The following is a 15,522-nucleotide window of genomic DNA, read 5'->3' as shown; positions in this document are numbered from 1 at the left end:
TGCGCGGTGGTGATGCAAAGGCTGAAGCGGGCCGCCGTGCGACCCAGTCTGACGAACCGGGCCGGTTGCGCTGGCCGTGCCCGGTTCGTGGTCTCGCATGATGGGCTCAGGCGTGGGCGCCGCCCTGGGCGGCGAGCGCGGCTTCGAGCGCCTTGACGCGCTCGCGCAGCTTGTCGAGGTTGCGCACGAGCGCGGCGCTCTTGTTCCATTCGCCGTGGTCGACGGCCGGGAACGCGCTGGTATAGATGCCGGCCTTCGGCAGCGATTTCGATACGCCCGACTTCGCGGTGATGATGACATAGTCGCCGAGCGTCACGTGGCCGGCGATCCCCGCCGCGCCGCCGATCATGCAGTGGCGGCCGATCGTCGTGCTGCCCGCGATGCCGGCGCTGCCGGCGATCACCGTGTACGCGCCGATCCGGCAGTTGTGGCCGATCTGCACCTGGTTGTCGATCTTCACGCATTCCTCGATGACGGTATCCGCCATCGCACCGCGGTCGATCGTCGTGTTCGCGCCGATTTCGACGTCCGGGCCGATCGTCACGCCGCCAACCTGCGGGATCTTGACCCAGCTGCCGGTGCGCGCATCGCCGTCGCCGACGAAATCCGGCGCGAAGCCGAAGCCGTCCGAGCCGATCACGGCGCCCGCATGGATGATCGCGCGCGGGCCGATCTTGCAGCCGTGGTACACCGATGCGTTCGGATAGACATGCGAGCCGGCGCCGATCGTCGTGCCGCGGCCGATGAACACGTTCGCGTCGAGTTGCACGCCGTCTTCGATCACCGCGCCGGCCTCGACCGTCACGTGCGGGCCGATCACCGCGGTCGCGGCGACCTGCGCGGCCGGATCGATCGTCGCGCTCGGATGCACGCCGGCCGCACGCGGCGGCGTGGCGAGATCGATGAACATCTGCGCGACGCGCGCGAAGTACGCGTACGGATTCGGCGTCACGATGAAGTTGCGGGGGCCGGTGGCGGCCGCGCCCAGCTTCTCCAGATCCTTCGGCGCGATCAGCACCGCGCCGGCGCGGGTCGTCTCGACCTGCGACAGGTACTTCGGGTTCGCGAGAAACGCGAGTTGCTGAGGGCCTGCCTGATCGAGCGGCGCGAGGCCGCCGACCGTGCACTGTGCGTCGCCGGCGATCTCGCCGCCGAACCGCTTTACGAGTTCCTCGAGCGTCAATGCCATTCGTCGTCTGCTCCGTTCAGTTCGCCGAGCCGGACGCGAGCGCCTTGAGCACCTTGTCGGTGATGTCGATGCGCGGGCTGACGTACACGGCTTCCTGCACGATCAGGTCGTAATTCTGCTGCTCGGCGATCTGCTTGATGACCTTGTTCGCCTTTTCCAGCACGGCAGCCAGCTCTTCGTTGCGACGCTGGTTCAGGTCTTCGCGGAACTCGCGCTGCTTGCGCTGGAAGTCGGTGTCGAGTTGCGCGAGATCGCGCTGCTTCTGCGCGCGATCGGCCGCCGACAGCGACGTGCCGTTCTTGTCGAGCGAATCGGACATCGACTTCAGACGTGCCGCCAGATCCTGCAGATCCTTGTCACGCTTCGCGAACTCGGCTTCGAGCTTCGTCTGCGCCGCCTTTGCGGGCGCCGACTCGCGCAGGATCCGATCCGAATTGACCGCCGCGATGCGGGCGACGTCCTGTGCGTGCACCGTTGCCGCGCCCAGGGCCAGCGCAACGGTCAGCGCGCACATCACTCGTTTCGAAAACTTACCGGTTAGCAAAATTACCCTCTCGTTGCTGTTGTCATGCGTTCGATCAGAACGCCGTCCCGATCTGGAACTGGAATTTCTGGTACTGGTCGCCTTCATGCTTCTGCAGCGGGAAGCCGAGGCTCAGCTTCAGCGGGCCGATCGGCGAGATCCACGCGAGACCCACACCGTAGCCGTAGCGCAGGCCGTTCGCGCCCGTACTCGTGCCGCCCGGCGCATTGCCCCACACGTTACCGCCGTCGAGGAACGTGAACACGCGCAGCGTGCGGTCGTAACCCGTACCCGGCAGCGGGAACGTCAGCTCGATGTTGCCGACCAGCATCTTCGAACCGCCGATCGGGTCGTTCGTCTTCGTGTCGCGCGGGCCCAGCGAGCTCGGCTCGTAGCCGCGCACGGAGCCGATACCGCCCGCGTAGTAGTTCTTGAAGATCGGGTACGGGTTGCCGATACCGTTACCGTAACCGCCCTGCAGGTTCAGGCCCAGGATGAAGCCGCGCGAGAACGAATAGTAGTATTGCGCCTGCAGGTCGGCCTTGTAGTACTGGATCTTGCCGACCGGCACGCCGTACTCCATGTTCGCCTGCGTGAAGTAGCCGCGGCTCGGAATCAGCGCGCTGTCGCGCGCATCGCGCGACCATGCCACCGTCAGCGGCACCGTGTTCGACACGCGGCCGAACTCGTTCACGTAATCCTGGTAGCTCTGCGGCGTGTTCGAATCGACGTCGAGGCGGTTCTGCTCGAAGCCCGCGCCGAAGTACACGGTGTCGACTTCCGAGAACGGAATGCCGAACTTCAGGTTGCCGCCCGCGCTGATGATCCGGAAGCTCGAGCTCGTCGAATAGTAGAGCGGCTGGTACGTGCGGTAGAAGACGTCCGTGATCCGCTTGATGCCGTCGACCGTGAAGTACGGGTCGACCTGCGTGACGGTCAGCGTACGGTAGCTCTTCGCGGTGTTGACGTTTACCGACAGGCTCGTGCCCGAACCGAACACGTTGTCCTGCGACACGCCGGCCGACAGCACGACCTTGTCCGTCGACGAGAAGCCGGCGCCCAGCGTGATCGCGCCGGTCGGCTTTTCGTCGACCTTCACGTTCACGTCGACCTGGTCGTTCGTGCCTTCCACCGGCACCGTCGTCACGTCGACGTTGGTGAAGTAGCCGAGACGGTTCACGCGGTCCTTCGACAGCGCGAGGCGGTTCGAGTCGAACCACGAGCTTTCGAGCTGGCGCATTTCGCGGCGCACCACTTCGTCACGCGTGCGCGTGTTGCCGACCACGTTGATGCGGCGCACGTACACGCGGCGGCTCGGGTCGACGACGAGGTTCAGGTTCACCTTGTGGTTCGCCTGGTCGATGTCCGGCTGCGCATTGACGGTCGCGAACGCGTAGCCGTATTCGCCGAGCTTGTCGACGATCGACTTGGTGGTCTGCTGCAGCTTTTCGGCGGAGAAGCGGTCGCCCGGCTTGATCTTGATCAGCTTGTTGAGTTCGGCTTCGCGATCGAGCAGGTTGCCCGACAGCTTGATGCCCGACACCGTGTACGGCTCGCCTTCGTGCAGCGTGACCGTCAGGTACATGTCCTTCTTGTCCGGCGAGATCGACACCTGGGTCGACTCGATGTTGAACTCGAGGTAGCCGCGGTTCAGGTAGTACGAGCGCACGGCCTCGAGGTCGCCCGTGAGCTTTTCCTTCGAGTACAGGTCGTTCTTCGTGTACCAGGAGAACCAGTTCGGCGTGGACAGCTGCATCTCGTCGCGCAGCGTGCTGGTGCTGAACGCCTTGTTGCCGATGAAGTTGATCTGGCGGATCTTGGCGCTCGGGCCTTCGGCGACCGCGAACAGGATCGACACGCGGTTCGCGTCGACCGGCGTGATCGTCGTCTTGACCTCGGCCGCATAGAAGCCGCGCGTCAGGTACTGGCGCTTGAGCTCCTGCTCCGCCTTGTCGACGAGCGCCTTGTCGTAGTAGCGGCCATCGGCGAGGCCGACCGCGCGCAGCGCCTTCGTCAGGTTGTCCTTGTCGAATTCCTTCGTGCCGGTGAAGTCGATCGACGCGATGGCCGGACGCTCCTGCACCTGCACGATCACGACGTTGCCCTGCGTGGCGATGCGAACGTCGTTGAAAAAGCCCGTCGCGTACAACGCGCGGATTGCTTCGGATGCCTTGTCGTCCGTGAAGGTATCGCCCTGCTTGATCGGCAGATAGGCGAACACCGAACCCGCTTCGACGCGCTGCAGCCCCTCGATCTTGATGTCTTGCACCACGAACGGTGCCGCTGCATGCGCCGCGAGGCCGTGCGCGGCGAGCGCGGCCGCTGCAACTGTCTTAGGTACAAAGCGATGAGGTTTGAACAACATGCATCCCCAATATTTAGCTGCATCAAATCGGGCGGCTGACCAGCGGCCACCGCCTGACGCTTCAGAAATGGATTAACCGAGCCAAATCGTTGAACAGCGCGATCGCCGACAATGCGACGATGCAGATCAACCCGGCTCTTTGCAGAATCAGCTGCCAACGCTCCGAGACGGCTTTCCCGGTCGCGGCTTCAACCGCATAATATAACAGATGCCCCCCGTCCAAAACGGGAATCGGCAACAAGTTCAGGACGCCAAGGCTAATGCTGACAAGGGCGAGGAACGACAGGAACGCCGACGGGCCGAGCCGCGCACTCTTGCCTGCGTAGTCGGCGATCGTCACCGGGCCGGACAGGTTCTTCAGCGACGCGTTGCCCGTGATCATCCGCCCGAACATCTTCAGCGAATACACGGAAATGTCCCACGTGCGATGCGCGCCGAGCCGCAGGCTCTCGATCGGCCCGTAGCGCACGTCCACCGACGGCGCGTGCATCGACAGCGCCGCGCCGATCCGGCCGACCTGCTGCCCGGATTCGTCGTCGCGCTGCATCTGCGGCACGATCGACACCGTCTGCGCGGCGCCGTTGCGTTCGATCTGCAGGTCGAGCGGCTGGCCCGCGTGGTGCTTCACCGTATCGATGAAGCGCGCCGCGCCCCCGAGCGGCTTGCCGTCGAGCGCGACCAGCTTGTCGCCGACCTTCAGGCCGGCCTGCTCCGCCGCGCTGCCCGGCTGCACCGACGCGACCGACAACGTGCCGCCGCCGGCCTCGAAGCCCAGATGAGCCATGAAGTCGTCGTCGAGCTGGCTGTCGGGCACGTTGCGCAGGTCGACGCGGAAATCGAACGTCGCATTGCCGTCGCGCGCGCCGAGCACGACCTCGCGATGGTCGAACGCGGCCGACAGCAGCTTCCAGCGCAGGTCCGACCACGATCGCACCGGTTCGGACTCGCCGCCCTGCGCGTTGCGGATCGACACGACCGTCTCGCTGCCGTCGAAGCCCGCGCGGGCCGCCGCCGTACCGGCGGCCGGCGGCGCGACGATCGCGGCCGGCTCGGTCACGCCGGTGGCGAATACGGCGGAGAACAGCACGATTGCCAGCAGGAAGTTCGCAATCGGCCCGGCCGCGACGATCGCGATGCGCTTGTAGACCGACTGGCGATTGAATGCCTGCCCGAGCTCCTCGGGCGGAATGCCGGGGCCCGGATCGCGCTCGTCGAGCATCTTCACGTAGCCGCCGAGCGGCAGCGCGGACAGCGTCCACTCGGTGCCCGTCCTGCGGCTGACCCAGCGCGCGACGGGCTGGCCGAAGCCGATCGAGAAACGCAGCACCTTCACGCCGCACCAGCGCGCGACGCGATAATGTCCGTACTCATGCACGACGACCAGCACCCCGATCGCCACCGCAAACGCGACCAGTTCAACCAGCACGTTCATGAGCACCCCATTCAGACCGTACGCTCCACGCGTGGCGCAGGCGCTTTTGCAATGATCGCGGCCGCGAGGCGGCGAGCCTCGGCATCCGCCGCGAGGACGTCGTCGAGCCCGTCGGGCGCGCGGTTCGGCAGCGTGTTGAGCACCGCGTCGACCGTCGCCGCGATCGCCATGAAGCCGATCCGGCGCTCGAGAAATGCTTCGACCGCCACTTCGTTCGCCGCGTTCAATGCGGCGCTCGCGATACCGCCTTCCTCGAGTGCCTTCAGCGCGAGCGCGAGACACGGGAAGCGCGCGTAATCGGGCTTCTCGAACGACAGCTGGGCGATCTGCGCGAGGTCGAGCTGGTCGACGCCCGCGTCGACGCGCTCGGGGAATGCGAGTGCGTGTGCGATCGGCGTGCGCATGTCGGGGTTGCCGAGCTGCGCGAGCACCGAGCCGTCGCGGTACGACACGAGCGAATGGATCACGCTCTGCGGATGGATCAGCACGTCGATCCGGTCGCCCGGCAGCCCGAAGATCCAGTGCGCCTCGATCACCTCGAGGCCCTTGTTCATCATCGTCGCGGAATCGACCGAGATCTTGCGGCCCATCACCCAGTTCGGGTGCTTGCACGCCTCGTCCGGCGTCACGTCGACGAGCGTGGCCGGCTCGCGCGTGCGGAACGGGCCGCCCGACGCGGTCAGGATGATCTTCGAGATCCCGCCGTGTTCGGCCGCGTCGCGCGGCATGCACTGGAAGATCGCGTTGTGTTCGCTGTCGACCGGCAGCAGGATCGCGCCATGGTCGCGCACGGCGTCCATGAAGATCGCGCCCGACATCACGAGCGCTTCCTTGTTCGCGAGCAGGATCCGCTTGCCGGCGCGTGCGGCCGCCAGGCTCGGCGCGAGGCCGGCCGCGCCGACGATCGCCGCGACCACCGTGTCGCAGCCGTCGCTCTTCGACACGTCGACGAGCGCCTGCGGCCCGTGCAGCACGATCGTCTTGCTGCCCGCCGCGCGCAGTTTCGCGTCGACGTGCGCGGCCGTCGCGGCATCGCCGACCACCGCCACTTCAGGCGCGAAGCGCAGACACTGCTCGACGAGCTTGTCGCCGTTGCGGTGCGCGGTCAGCGCGTAGACCGAGAAGCGCTCGGGATGGCGCGCGACCACATCGAGCGTGCTGTCTCCGATCGAGCCCGTGGAACCGAGCAATGTCAGACGTTTTTGCATAACAGAAATAATGGTTTAACCAAGCAGCAGCATCGCGAGCGGCAGCACCGGCAGCAGCGCGTCGACACGATCGAGCACGCCGCCGTGGCCCGGCAGCAGTCCGCTCGAATCCTTCACGCCCGCCTGCCGCTTCAGCAGCGACTCGAACAGGTCGCCGATCACGCTGTACGCGACCAGCAGCGTCAGCGCGGCCCACGCGCCGGGCATTCCGTAGCGCGCGGCGAATGCAGAAAACAGGGTCGGCTCGAATGCGTGCACGGCCATCGCGACACCGGCGATGGCCATGACCGCGAACCAGCCGCCGATCGCACCTTCCCAGCTCTTGCCGGGGCTGATCGTGACGGCCAGTTTACGCTTTCCGAAGGCCTTGCCTGCGAAGTATGCGCCGATATCGGCCAGCCAGACGACCAGAAGCAGCGACAGCACGAACGGCACGCCCTGCGCGCGAGCTGCAACGAGCGCGTGCCAGCAGGCGGCGAATACGACGAGGCCGGCGGCGAGCAGGAACGGCCGCCAGACGCCGCCCGCGAGTTCGGGCTTGCGTCGCAGCGCGAACGGGCCGACCAGCAGCCAGAACACGCCGGCCGCCATGAAAAGGGGACGGGACGAAGCCGCATCGACGCCGAGCGGCGCGGTGGCCGCGAGCGCGAGCGCCGCGACGACGGCGTAGACGACGGGGCCGGCGCCGCCGAGTTTCAGCAGGCGCGCCCACTCCCACGCGGCGAACACGAGCACGACGCCGATCAGCGCGCCGAACCCGTCGAGCGGCGCGAACAGCGTCACCGGCAGCAGCACCGCCAGCATCACGATCGCCGTGATCACACGGGTTTTCAGCATGAAAGGGAGTCGGCGTTCTGCGATTGCGGTTCGAGCTGCGCACTCGTGCGCCCGAAACGGCGCTCGCGCTCGGTATACGACGCCATCGCGTCGGCCAGTGCCGCGCCGTCGAAATCCGGCCAGTACTTGTCGGTGAAATAGAATTCGGCGTACGCGAGCTGCCACAGCAGGAAGTTGCTGACGCGCTGCTCGCCGCCGGTGCGGATGAAGAGATCGGGCTCCGGCGCGTAAGCCATTGCCAGGTGCGGCGCGAATGCGTCCTCGGTCACTTCGACCTCGCGACCTTCGCGCACGGCCTGCTCGACGAGTTTCTTCGTCGCCTGCAGGATGTCCCACCGGCCGCCGTAGTTGGCCGCGATGGTGAGCGTCAGACGGGTATTGCGCGCCGTCTTGGTTTCGGCGCGGCGAATCAGTTCGCGGATGCGCGGCTCGAAACGCTCGAGATCGCCGACGACCCGCAGGCGGATCCCGTTCGCATGCAGCTTGCCCACTTCGCGCTCGAGCGCGGTGATGAACAGCCGCATCAGGAACGACACTTCGTCGTTCGGCCGGCGCCAGTTTTCCGAACTGAACGCGAACAGCGTCAGGTATTCGACGCCGGCGCGCGCGCAGCCTTCGACCACCGCCCGCACGGCATCGACGCCGCGGGTATGCCCCGCGACGCGCGGCAAGCGGCGTTCGGTCGCCCAACGGCCGTTGCCGTCCATGATGATCGCGATGTGACGCGGCACGACACCGACGTCAGGCACGCGAACGGTAGAGCTGGTATAGGTCATGGCCGTTGAGACAGTAAGGCGGGAAGAAGGCGGCGCGCGAGGACGGTCGTCAGACCGTCATGATCTCGGCTTCCTTGGTCTGCACGAGCTTGTCGACTTCGGCAACGTGCTTGTCGGTCAGCTTCTGCACGTCGTCGCTCGCGCGGCGCTCGTCGTCTTCCGAGATTTCCTTGTCCTTCACGAGCTTCTTCAGCGCTTCGTTCGCGTCGCGGCGCAGGTTGCGGATCGCGACCTTGGCCGTTTCGCCTTCGCTCTTCACGACCTTGGTCAGCTCGCGGCGGCGCTCTTCCGTCAGCGCGGGCATCGGCACGCGGATCAGGTCGCCGGCCGTCGCCGGATTCAGGCCCAGATCGGCTTCGCGGATGGCCTTCTCGACCTTCGCGACCATGTTCTTTTCCCACGGCTGCACGCCGATCGTGCGTGCATCGACGAGCGTCAGGTTCGCGACCTGCGAGATCGGCACCATCGAGCCGTAGTAGTCGACCTGCACGTGATCGAGCAGGCCGGTGTGTGCACGACCCGTACGGATCTTGGCCAGATCGTTCTTGAACGCTTCGATCGAGCGCTGCATCTTTTGCTCGACGCCCTTCTTGACATCAGCGACACTCATTTCAACCTCCGAACCTTCAAACCTTCAAAAGAACGCGAGCCCCGCCCGGCGCGTGTCGCGCCGCGGCCGGCAACCCGCGCCGATCGCCCGCATCCGCGGGAGTTTACACGTGGACGAGCGTACCTTCGTCCTCGCCCAGCACGATGCGCTTGAGTGCACCCGGCTTGTTGATCGAAAACACGCGAATCGGCAGCTTCTGGTCGCGGCACAGCGCAAACGCCGTCGCGTCCATCACCTGCAGGTTGCGGCTGATCGCCTCGTCGAAGCTGATCGTCGTATAGCGCGTGGCCGACGGGTCCTTCTTCGGATCGGCAGAATATACGCCATCGACCTTGGTCGCCTTCAGCACGACTTCGGCACCCACTTCCGAGCCGCGCAGCGCGGCGGCGGTATCGGTCGTGAAGAACGGGTTGCCGGTGCCGGCCGCGAAGATCACGACGCGGCCTTCCTCGAGCTGACGGATCGCGCGGGGCCGGATGTACGGCTCGACGACCTGGTCCATGCGCAGCGCGGACTGTACGCGCGCCTCGATGCCGGCGTGGCGCATCGCGTCCTGCAGCGCCAGCGCATTCATCATCGTCGCGAGCATCCCCATGTAGTCGGCCGTCGCGCGGTCCATGCCGGCCGCGCCGCCCGCGACGCCGCGGAAAATATTACCGCCACCGATCACGACCGCGAGCTGCGTACCGAGACGCACGACTTCCGCGATATCGGCCACCATCCGTTCGATCGTCGCGCGATTGATGCCGAAGGCATCGTCGCCCATCAGCGCTTCGCCGGAGAGTTTGAGGAGGACGCGTTTATAGGCATTGGACATAGGGGCTTCCGAGCGACGAGAGGATGACAACCACGAACTGTAGGGGCGAAATACTGATTCGGGCAAGCGCCGACGACCGGACCGGGGTTCCCGGCCGGCCGGCGGCGCCGCCGGCCGCGGCGGAGCGGACGCCCGCCGCGGATACTGCCTGACTGCTTACTGCTGCTTTGCTGCTGCGACTTGCGCGGCCACTTCGGCGGCGAAGTCGTCCTGGCGCTTCTCGATGCCTTCGCCGACGACGAACAGCGCGAACTTCTGCACTGCGGCATTCGCGGCCTTCAGCATCTGCTCGATCGTCTGCTTGTCGTTCTTCACGAACGTCTGGTTCAGCAGCGACACTTCCTTCAGGTACTTCTGGACGCTGCCATCGACCATCTTCGCGACGATTTCGGCCGGCTTGCCCGATTCGGCAGCCTTCTGCTCGGCCACGCGGCGCTCCGTCTCGATCAGTTCCGCCGGCACGTCGGCCGACGACAGCGCGACCGGCTTCATCGCGGCGATGTGCATCGCGACGTCCTTGCCGACCTGCTCTTCCGCGCCCGTGTACTCGACGATCACGCCGATACGCGCGCCGTGCAGGTACGTGGCGATCTTGTTCGCGGTTTCGAAACGGACGAAACGGCGGATCGAGATGTTCTCGCCGATCTTGCCGACCAGCGCCAGACGCACTTCGTCGACCGTCTTGCCGTCGAGCGGCAGCGCCGACAGTGCTGCCACGTCGGCCGGGTTCTTCGTCGCGACGAGTTCCGCGACCGTCTTCGAGAATGCGAGGAAGTCGTCGTTCTTCGCGACGAAGTCGGTTTCGCAGTTCAGTTCGACCAGCGCGCCCGCGTTGCCGCCGACGAACGATGCGACGACGCCTTCGGCCGTCACGCGCGATGCGGCCTTGCTCGCCTTGTTGCCGAGCTTGACGCGCAGCAGCTCTTCAGCCTTGGCCAGATCGCCGTCGGCTTCCGTCAGCGCCTTCTTGCACTCCATCATCGGTGCGTCGGTCTTTGCGCGCAGTTCTGCCACCATGCTTGCGGTAATTGCCGCCATCATTCGCTCCTTGAGTCTGTATTCACAACGCCGCCCGCTTGGATGCGAACGGCCGGGATTCGTTTCCGGACCCGCGCCGATTCGGCGCGATCAGGTCCGGCGCACAAGCTTAAAAAAAGGGGGCCTGTTGAGAGCCCCCTTTTTGCGCCGGCTCGGGGCCAGTTACGCGTTTTCCTCGACGTACTCGTCGTCGCCGCGCGCTGCCTGGACCACTTCGTTGACCGCATTCGCACGGCCTTCCAGGATCGCATCGGCCACGCCTTGAGCGTACAGCGCGACTGCCTTGCTCGAGTCGTCGTTACCCGGGATCACGTAGTCCACACCTTCCGGCGAGTGGTTCGTGTCGACCACGGCGATGACCGGCACGCCCAGCTTGTTCGCTTCCGTGACGGCGATCTTGTGGTAGCCGACGTCGATGACGAAGATCGCGTCCGGAATGCCGCCCATGTCCTTCACGCCGCCAATCGACTTCTGCAGCTTGGCGATTTCACGCTCGAACAGCAGCGCTTCCTTCTTGCTCATCTTCTCGGTTTCGCCCGCTTCGACGGCCGCTTCCATGTCCTTCAGGCGCTTGATCGACACCTTCAGCGTCTTGAAGTTGGTCATCATGCCGCCGAGCCAGCGTGCGTTGACGTACGGCATGCCCGCACGTTGCGCTTCCTGGGCGATCGTGTCACGCGACTGGCGCTTCGTGCCGACGAACAGGATCGTGCCGCGGTTCGCTGCCAGTTGGCGCACGTACTTCTGTGCGTCCGTGAACATCGGCAGCGTCTTTTCGAGGTTGATGATGTGAATCTTGTTGCGGTGACCGAAAATGAACGGAGCCATCTTCGGGTTCCAGAAGCGCGTCTGGTGACCGAAGTGGACACCCGCTTCCAGCATTTGGCGCATCGTAACTGCCATGTAAATTCTCCACGAGGGTTGGGTCTTAAGCCGGCTGCCGTACCGCCGCGCGAACCCGCCCGAAGGGCGCGGACTTCGCGCGGCCGGCACCCTGGTTGCGCCGGCTTGCGATTCGGCACGTGCAAAATGCCCGTGCCGCAAGTCTTTCACCGCGATACCGCCCCAAAATGGGGAAAGCTCGGCATTTGGATATCGACTTAGCCAAAGAGTATAGCACGCGGATTTGTCGGCTCTCAAGTCGCGCGGCACTTTCGCTTGCCGCGCGGCAGTGGGCCGGACAATCCGCGAAAACCCGCATCCGCGCGGCCGGCAGGGGCTGCGAGGCCCGCCATAAGGTGCGATAATCCGTCAATTCACCGCATTCCAGGCATACCTCGATGGCTATTACGCTCAAAAACGAACACGATATCGCGGAGATGCGCGTTGCCTGCCGTCTCGCGAGCGAAGTGCTCGACTTCATCACGCCGCACGTCGTCGCGGGCATCACGACCGCCGAGCTCGACCGGCTCTGTCACGAATTCATGCTCAATGAACAGGGCACGATCCCCGCACCGCTGAATTACCAGCCGCCCGGCTACCCGCCGTACCCGAAAGCTACCTGCATCTCGGTCAACGACGTGATCTGCCACGGCATTCCGGGCGAGAAGGTACTGAAGAACGGCGACGCGCTGAACATCGACATCACCGTGATCAAGAACGGCTATTTCGGCGACACCAGCCGGATGTTCATCGTCGGCGAGGGTTCGATCCTCGCGAAGCGCCTCGTGCAGACCACCTACGAATGCATGTGGCTGGGCATCGACCAGGTCAAGCCCGGCGCGCACCTCGGCGACATCGGCTACGCGATCCAGAAGCACGCGGAAGCGCAGGGCTACAGCGTCGTGCGCGAATACTGCGGCCACGGCATCGGCACGGTGTTCCACGAGGATCCGCAGGTCGTCCACTACGGCCGCCCGGGCACCGGCATCGAGCTGAAGGCCGGGATGATCTTCACGATCGAGCCGATGATCAACGCCGGCAAGCGCGACATCCGCACGATGCCCGACCAGTGGACGGTCAAGACGCGCGACCGCAGCCTGTCCGCGCAGTGGGAGCACACGGTGCTCGTCACCGACACCGGCTACGAAGTGCTGACCGTGTCGGCCGGCACGCCGGCACGCCCCGTGTTCGCGCAACCGGCCGCCGCCGTCTGAGCGCCGTCGCACCCGCCCCACTCCCGCACCCGAACGGCCGCCCATGAGCGCTCACGCTGCCCCCTCGCCCGAAGCGCTGTCGCGGCGCGCCGAATTCAAGGCCGCCAAGACGGAGATGCTCGAGCGCTTTCGCCGCGCGGCGAACGTCGCGTCACTGATGCACGCGCTGTCGAAACTCACCGACGACGCATTGAAGCGCGTGTGGGACGAATGCGCGCTGCCCGCGACGCTCGCGCTCGTCGCCGTCGGCGGCTACGGGCGCGGCGAGCTCGCACCCTATTCCGACGTCGACATCCTCGTGCTGCTGCCCGATGCGCACGACCCGGCGCTCGACGCGCGCATCGAGCGCTTCATCGGGATGGCGTGGGATCTCGGCCTCGAGATCGGCAGCAGCGTACGGACGGTCGCGCAGTGCATCGAGGAGGCGTCGCAGGACGTCACGGTGCAGACCTCGCTGCTGGAAGCGCGCCGCATCGTCGGCAGCACCGCGCTGTTCGAGCGCTTCACCGTGCGCTATCACGAAGCGCTCGACGCTCGCGCGTTCTTCACCGCGAAGGTGCTCGAGATGCGTCAGCGCCACGCGAAGTTCCAGGACACGCCGTACAGCCTCGAACCGAACGTGAAGGAAAGCCCCGGCGGGCTGCGCGACCTGCAGACCATCCTGTGGATCGCGCGCGCGGCCGGCTTCGGCAGCAGCTGGCGCGAGCTCGACACGCGCGGCCTCATCACCGACCGCGAAGCGCGCGAGCTGCGCCGCAACGAAGGCTTCCTGAAGACGCTGCGCGCGCGGCTGCACGTGATCGCCGGGCGCCGTCAGGACATGCTCGTGTTCGACCTGCAGACGCAAGCCGCCGAAAGCTTCGGCTACCAGCCGACGCAGGCCAAGCGCGCGAGCGAGCAGCTGATGCGCCGCTATTACTGGTCCGCGAAAGCGGTCACGCAGCTCGCGACGATCCTGATCCAGAACATCGAGGCGCAGCTCTTTCCCGCGACGAGCGGCATCACGCGCGTGCTGTCGGCCGATCGCTTCGTCGAGAAACAGGGGATGCTCGAGATCGTCGACGACGGCGTGTTCGAACGCCATCCCGATGCGATCCTCGAAGCGTTCCTGCTGTACGAAACGACGCGCGGCGTGAAGGGCCTGTCCGCCCGCACGCTGCGTGCGCTGTACAACTCGCGCGAAATCATGAACAACGCGTGGCGTCGCGATCCGCGGAACCGCGACACGTTCATGCGGATCCTGCAGCAACCCGAAGGGATCACGCACGCGTTCCGGCTGATGAACCAGACGAGCGTGCTCGGCCGCTACCTGCTGAATTTCCGCCGCATCGTCGGGCAGATGCAGCACGACCTGTACCACGTGTACACGGTCGACCAGCACATCCTGATGGTGCTGCGCAACATCCGCCGCTTCGCGGTGGCCGAGCATGCGCACGAATATCCGTTCTGCAGCCAGTTGATCGGCAACTTCGAGCGCCCGTGGGTGCTGTATGTCGCGGCGCTGTTCCACGACATCGCGAAGGGCCGCGGCGGCGATCACTCGACGCTCGGCATGGCCGACGCGCGGCGCTTCTGCCGCGAGCACGGCATCGCCGGCGACGATGCCGCGCTGATCGTGTGGCTCGTCCAGCATCACCTGACGATGAGCCAGGTCGCGCAAAAGCAGGACACGAGCGACCCCGACGTCATCAAGCGCTTCGCCGAGGTCGTCGGCAACGAACGGTATCTCACCGCGCTCTACCTGCTGACCGTCGCCGATATCCGCGGCACGAGCCCGAAGGTGTGGAACACGTGGAAGGGCAAGCTGCTCGAGGATCTCTACCGCATCACGCTCGCGGTACTCGGCGGCGCGAACCCCGACGCGCATTCGGAGCTGAAGTCGCGGCAGGAGCAGGCGCTCGCGCTGCTGCGCCTGGAAACCGTGCCCGACGATGCGCACCGCGCATTGTGGGATCAGCTCGACGTCGGCTTCTTCCTGCGTCACGACGCGGCCGACATCGCATGGCAGACGCGCGTGCTGTACCGGCATGTGAACGCCGAAACCGCGATCGTCCGCGCGCGGCCGTCGCCGATCGGCGACGCGCTGCAGGTGCTCGTGTACGTGAAGGACCGCCCCGACCTGTTCGCGGGCATTTGCGCGTATTTCGACCGCAACGGGCTGTCGGTGCTCGATGCGCGCGTCAGCACGACGCGGCACGGCTATGCGCTCGACAACTTCATCGTCACGCAGACCGAACGCGACGTGCGCTACCGCGACATCGCCAATCTCGTCGAACAGCAGCTCGCGACGAGGCTCGCCGAAACCGCACCGCTGCCGGAGCCGTCGAAGGGCCGCCTGTCGAGGCTGTCCCGGACGTTTCCGATCACGCCGCGCGTCGACCTGCGGGCCGACGAGCGCGGTCAGTACTACATCCTGTCCGTGTCGGCCAACGACCGGCCGGGCCTTCTCTATTCGATCGCGCGCGTACTCGCCGAACATCGGATCGGCGTCCATGCGGCGCGGATCAATACGCTCGGCGAGCGCGTCGAAGACATCTTCCTGCTCGCGGGCGCCGGCCTGTCCGACAATCGCCTGCAGATCCAGCTCGAAACCGAATTGCTGCGCGCGATCGCAGTCTGAATGAATCCCAG

13 protein-coding genes are annotated in these 15,522 nt (G+C 65.8%); 2 read left to right on the top strand and 11 right to left on the bottom strand.

The features are described from left to right. Nucleotides 1-106 precede the first annotated feature (106 nt). The 11 genes from lpxD to rpsB form a co-directional block, all read right to left on the bottom strand. Complete coding sequence (lpxD, locus tag WT24_RS12520) at nucleotides 107-1,189, bottom strand: UDP-3-O-(3-hydroxymyristoyl)glucosamine N-acyltransferase (RefSeq protein ID WP_060033738.1); 1,083 nt, start codon at nucleotides 1,187-1,189, stop codon at nucleotides 107-109. 16 nt (nucleotides 1,190-1,205) lie between these two features. Continuing rightward, complete coding sequence (locus WT24_RS12515; protein WP_034207658.1) at nucleotides 1,206-1,703, bottom strand: OmpH family outer membrane protein; 498 nt, start codon at nucleotides 1,701-1,703, stop codon at nucleotides 1,206-1,208. A gap of 64 nt (nucleotides 1,704-1,767) precedes the next feature. Next, entirely contained in the window at nucleotides 1,768-4,077 is a 2,310-nt protein-coding gene (bamA, locus tag WT24_RS12510) for an outer membrane protein assembly factor BamA (protein WP_006478499.1), read from the bottom strand. 61 nt (nucleotides 4,078-4,138) lie between these two features. Continuing rightward, nucleotides 4,139-5,509, bottom strand: coding sequence for an RIP metalloprotease RseP (gene rseP / locus WT24_RS12505; protein ID WP_060033734.1), 1,371 nt, complete (start codon nucleotides 5,507-5,509; stop codon nucleotides 4,139-4,141). 11 nt (nucleotides 5,510-5,520) lie between these two features. Continuing rightward, nucleotides 5,521-6,717 carry a 1-deoxy-D-xylulose-5-phosphate reductoisomerase gene (locus WT24_RS12500; protein WP_059505904.1) on the bottom strand — a complete coding sequence of 399 codons (1,197 nt, stop codon included), beginning with the start codon at nucleotides 6,715-6,717 and terminating at the stop codon, nucleotides 5,521-5,523. 15 nt (nucleotides 6,718-6,732) lie between these two features. Beyond that, nucleotides 6,733-7,554 carry a phosphatidate cytidylyltransferase gene (locus tag WT24_RS12495; RefSeq protein ID WP_060033732.1) on the bottom strand — a complete coding sequence of 274 codons (822 nt, stop codon included), beginning with the start codon at nucleotides 7,552-7,554 and terminating at the stop codon, nucleotides 6,733-6,735. After that, nucleotides 7,548-8,330, bottom strand: coding sequence for a polyprenyl diphosphate synthase (gene uppS, locus WT24_RS12490; RefSeq protein WP_034207662.1), 783 nt, complete (start codon nucleotides 8,328-8,330; stop codon nucleotides 7,548-7,550). The genes WT24_RS12495 and uppS overlap by 7 nt, the downstream gene beginning before the upstream one ends. A 49-nt stretch (nucleotides 8,331-8,379) precedes the next feature. Next, on the bottom strand, nucleotides 8,380-8,940 hold the full coding sequence (frr, locus tag WT24_RS12485; RefSeq protein WP_006483822.1) for a ribosome recycling factor: 561 nt from the start codon (nucleotides 8,938-8,940) through the stop codon (nucleotides 8,380-8,382). Nucleotides 8,941-9,043: 103 nt separating this feature from the next. Further along, complete coding sequence (gene pyrH, locus WT24_RS12480) at nucleotides 9,044-9,757, bottom strand: UMP kinase (RefSeq protein WP_006402648.1); 714 nt, start codon at nucleotides 9,755-9,757, stop codon at nucleotides 9,044-9,046. A gap of 156 nt (nucleotides 9,758-9,913) precedes the next feature. Continuing rightward, entirely contained in the window at nucleotides 9,914-10,795 is an 882-nt protein-coding gene (gene tsf / locus WT24_RS12475; RefSeq protein WP_034207664.1) for a translation elongation factor Ts, read from the bottom strand. A 162-nt stretch (nucleotides 10,796-10,957) separates the two neighbouring features. Continuing rightward, complete coding sequence (rpsB, locus tag WT24_RS12470) at nucleotides 10,958-11,698, bottom strand: 30S ribosomal protein S2 (protein ID WP_034207665.1); 741 nt, start codon at nucleotides 11,696-11,698, stop codon at nucleotides 10,958-10,960. A gap of 377 nt (nucleotides 11,699-12,075) precedes the next feature. Between rpsB and map the strand changes: the two genes are divergently transcribed. Together map and WT24_RS12460 are read left to right on the top strand one after the other, a co-directional pair. Then, complete coding sequence (gene map / locus WT24_RS12465) at nucleotides 12,076-12,891, top strand: type I methionyl aminopeptidase (protein ID WP_059505900.1); 816 nt, start codon at nucleotides 12,076-12,078, stop codon at nucleotides 12,889-12,891. 43 nt (nucleotides 12,892-12,934) lie between these two features. Then, entirely contained in the window at nucleotides 12,935-15,511 is a 2,577-nt protein-coding gene (locus WT24_RS12460) for a [protein-PII] uridylyltransferase (protein WP_059505898.1), read from the top strand. The last annotated feature ends 11 nt before the right edge of the window (nucleotides 15,512-15,522 follow it).

The organism is Burkholderia sp. MSMB1078WGS, from assembly GCF_001528895.1.
Classification (GTDB): domain Bacteria; phylum Pseudomonadota; class Gammaproteobacteria; order Burkholderiales; family Burkholderiaceae; genus Burkholderia.
The sequence above is the reverse complement of the archived record's forward strand: the minus strand, read 5'-3'. Positions and strand labels throughout refer to the sequence as shown.

Coding starts and splice junctions, on each gene's coding strand:
- uppS (WP_034207662.1), bottom strand. CDS start 8,330: ATGACCTATACCAGCTCTACCGTTCGCGTGCCTGACGTCGGTGTCGTG.
- tsf (WP_034207664.1), bottom strand. CDS start 10,795: ATGGCGGCAATTACCGCAAGCATGGTGGCAGAACTGCGCGCAAAGACC.
- lpxD (WP_060033738.1), bottom strand. CDS start 1,189: ATGGCATTGACGCTCGAGGAACTCGTAAAGCGGTTCGGCGGCGAGATC.
- WT24_RS12500 (WP_059505904.1), bottom strand. CDS start 6,717: ATGCAAAAACGTCTGACATTGCTCGGTTCCACGGGCTCGATCGGAGAC.
- rseP (WP_060033734.1), bottom strand. CDS start 5,509: ATGAACGTGCTGGTTGAACTGGTCGCGTTTGCGGTGGCGATCGGGGTG.
- WT24_RS12495 (WP_060033732.1), bottom strand. CDS start 7,554: ATGCTGAAAACCCGTGTGATCACGGCGATCGTGATGCTGGCGGTGCTG.
- pyrH (WP_006402648.1), bottom strand. CDS start 9,757: ATGTCCAATGCCTATAAACGCGTCCTCCTCAAACTCTCCGGCGAAGCG.
- rpsB (WP_034207665.1), bottom strand. CDS start 11,698: ATGGCAGTTACGATGCGCCAAATGCTGGAAGCGGGTGTCCACTTCGGT.
- frr (WP_006483822.1), bottom strand. CDS start 8,940: ATGAGTGTCGCTGATGTCAAGAAGGGCGTCGAGCAAAAGATGCAGCGC.
- map (WP_059505900.1), top strand. CDS start 12,076: ATGGCTATTACGCTCAAAAACGAACACGATATCGCGGAGATGCGCGTT.
- WT24_RS12515 (WP_034207658.1), bottom strand. CDS start 1,703: ATGTGCGCGCTGACCGTTGCGCTGGCCCTGGGCGCGGCAACGGTGCAC.
- WT24_RS12460 (WP_059505898.1), top strand. CDS start 12,935: ATGAGCGCTCACGCTGCCCCCTCGCCCGAAGCGCTGTCGCGGCGCGCC.
- bamA (WP_006478499.1), bottom strand. CDS start 4,077: ATGTTGTTCAAACCTCATCGCTTTGTACCTAAGACAGTTGCAGCGGCC.